The 2,187-nt window shown below is 43.2% G+C and carries 2 protein-coding genes and 1 pseudogene; 1 reads left to right on the forward strand and 2 read right to left on the reverse strand.

The genetic code is table 11. From position 1 onward, the window contains the following. A pseudogene (locus Q5Y71_RS16630) lies at positions 1 to 122 on the forward strand (IS481 family transposase); the annotation flags it as partial. 425 nt (positions 123 to 547) lie between these two features. Here Q5Y71_RS16630 and Q5Y71_RS16635 read toward each other — a convergent pair. Both Q5Y71_RS16635 and Q5Y71_RS16640 read right to left on the reverse strand, forming a co-directional pair. Continuing rightward, positions 548 to 1,711: a N(5)-(carboxyethyl)ornithine synthase gene (locus Q5Y71_RS16635; protein WP_306043200.1), complete on the reverse strand. Its 1,164-nt coding sequence runs from the start codon at positions 1,709 to 1,711 to the stop codon at positions 548 to 550. A 292-nt stretch (positions 1,712 to 2,003) separates the two neighbouring features. Beyond that, on the reverse strand, positions 2,004 to 2,187 hold a 184-nt coding region (locus Q5Y71_RS16640; protein WP_306043201.1), incomplete at its 5' end, for a hypothetical protein.

Raw genomic sequence — 2,187 nt, forward strand, 5'->3', positions numbered from 1 at the left:
ACGAATGGCTCAATTATTACAATAATGAACGAACCCACCAAGGCAGGAAGTGCTGTAGCCGTAGGCCAGTACAAACGCTTGAAGATGGCAAAAAGATCTGGATGGAAAAGTTCGTGAACTGAACCTGACCTGACAGAGCACCGTCAGAAAAACCGGTAACTGTCAGATCAAGTCTGAATACTACATCTGAAACTCGCATGGTACAAAGCTTTGAATGGTCGGAGCGGCCGGATTTGAACCGACGACCACCACACCCCCAGAACCAGCCTTACAAAAATGGAGCCTATTGATTTGTAAAGAAAAGAGGCGCCAAAAACGGGCAAATAAACACTATGAGAAAAATGACAGTAAAACTGTATAAATATCCAGTTCCATATTAATCTACTTAAAGCACCTCAATATGGGCTAATTCTTCTTCTGATAGAACAAGCCCATAATTCTCCACTAGCGCCATAAACCACCGAACATAGATGGCCTGTACTAGCTCATAGGGTGGCATCCACTCAGCCGACATCAAAGGCGGCCAGCTGGATGCTTTTTTGGCATTCTAGATAGCATTGCCAAGTGGATTGATATGCTTGTGGGGAAAATTCGATTCTCGGTTTTGAAACGCAAGAATTGAGGGATTTTTAATAACACCACCATCAATATTTATAGCATGTCTGATAGTTTCATTTTTATACCAACTATCACGACCCGACAACACTGTCGATAAATATACAATGAGTGCGGCAGAAATTGAACGAGTCGCACTTTCCCAAAGGTAGCTTGGTGTATGATCTACAGCATAGTAATCTATCGTTTTATATTTAAATATCGGATTTTTGAATGTGGTTGGCTTAGCAAAGAAGAAACCCATTCCCTGATCACAACTAACATCAATAATAAGACTGTAAGGTTTAAGGTGCGAGCTTTCCTCTTTGGTCACAAAGTTGGTAGGATTATCCGTTTCTTGAAAGGTACCATTTACAATGATATCTGCTTCACTAATAAGTCCACCCAACGGCCTTGTAGTTCCATCGTGCTCGATTACCATCATCCGAGCTTCTTCCTCGCTACCCGCTTGAATCTTAACGTAGTGACAATCAAGTACCTCTTCACGAACCTCATGGTCTTGACGCTGAATACAAATAGTAATGTCTCTAAAACCATGGGCCTTAAGGGCGTATATTGCACCACGACTGACCGCACCAAAACCAAAAATGATTGTTTTACGCTGATTACCGTAATGCCCATCTATCCCTTTAAGTTGCAAGGCATGTATGACTGCGCAATAGCCAGCCATTTCGTTATTCTTATAGAATGTGTGGCGACCAATGTGCCCAGTAGGAGACCAAAAATACATATCTTCAAAGGCAATAAGCGTCAGTTTACGATCCAGAGCTGCCTGGGTGATATCCTTTTGTTGTACACAATGCACATAACCCCACAGTGTTCCTCCTTCACGAAGCTCCAATAAATCAGTCAGTACAGGTTTAGCAATGATTACCAGCCCGATATCGGATAATATTTCGCTCCTTGTGGCAATCCCTCCCGTTTGAGCAGCAATTTCTAAATCCGAAATACCGAACGGTGCTCCATAACCCTTCTCAAATATCAGTTGACGGAGAATGCTAGCAGGGATGCGAGAAAAATGCTCGGGATGAATAGGGAAACGTCGTTCATTCTCTTTCCTTGAAGTCCCAATGACTCCGAATTTTAACTTACTCATGTCATTTCTCTTTTAGAAAAACTTTAAAATTACCTATTTTATATCTAAGGTTCACCAATCATATGTATTCCCTAAAAGCTCGACCAAATCAACGAGTTAAAACTTGTTGGCGCAAAATCCGACACGTGGATATATTGCAGCTGCTTTTTATCTCGGCATTTTCGCTGCTTTTAATCACTTTGGGAACCCCTTAAAAGTAATGGGCTAACGCTTTTATCTGGTAGTAGATGACGCTGCTCTTTATGTCTGTTATTGCACGAAAAAATCACTGTACATTCTCTAGCCTTCCACTTCACTCCCCAATCACCACTCGCAGATTCACCGTGCGCTGGATACACTCCATGCGCCAGGCTCCTTTATTGACCTCTTCATGCTCGGTGCCCTCTGCAACAGCGGAGGCCTGCAGGGTTTCCACCTTGCCCGGTGTCTGCCAGGGCGTGCCATCGGCATTGCTACGCACCTGGTTATCGGTGGTA

The sequence above is a fragment of the Microbulbifer sp. 2205BS26-8 genome (genome assembly GCF_030731025.1).
GTDB classification, from domain to species: Bacteria; Pseudomonadota; Gammaproteobacteria; order Pseudomonadales; family Cellvibrionaceae; genus Microbulbifer; species Microbulbifer spongiae.

Excerpts from the sequence above, each read along its gene's own strand:
- Q5Y71_RS16635 (WP_306043200.1), bottom strand. The coding sequence starts at position 1,711 with ATGAGTAAGTTAAAATTCGGAGTCATTGGGACTTCAAGGAAAGAGAAT.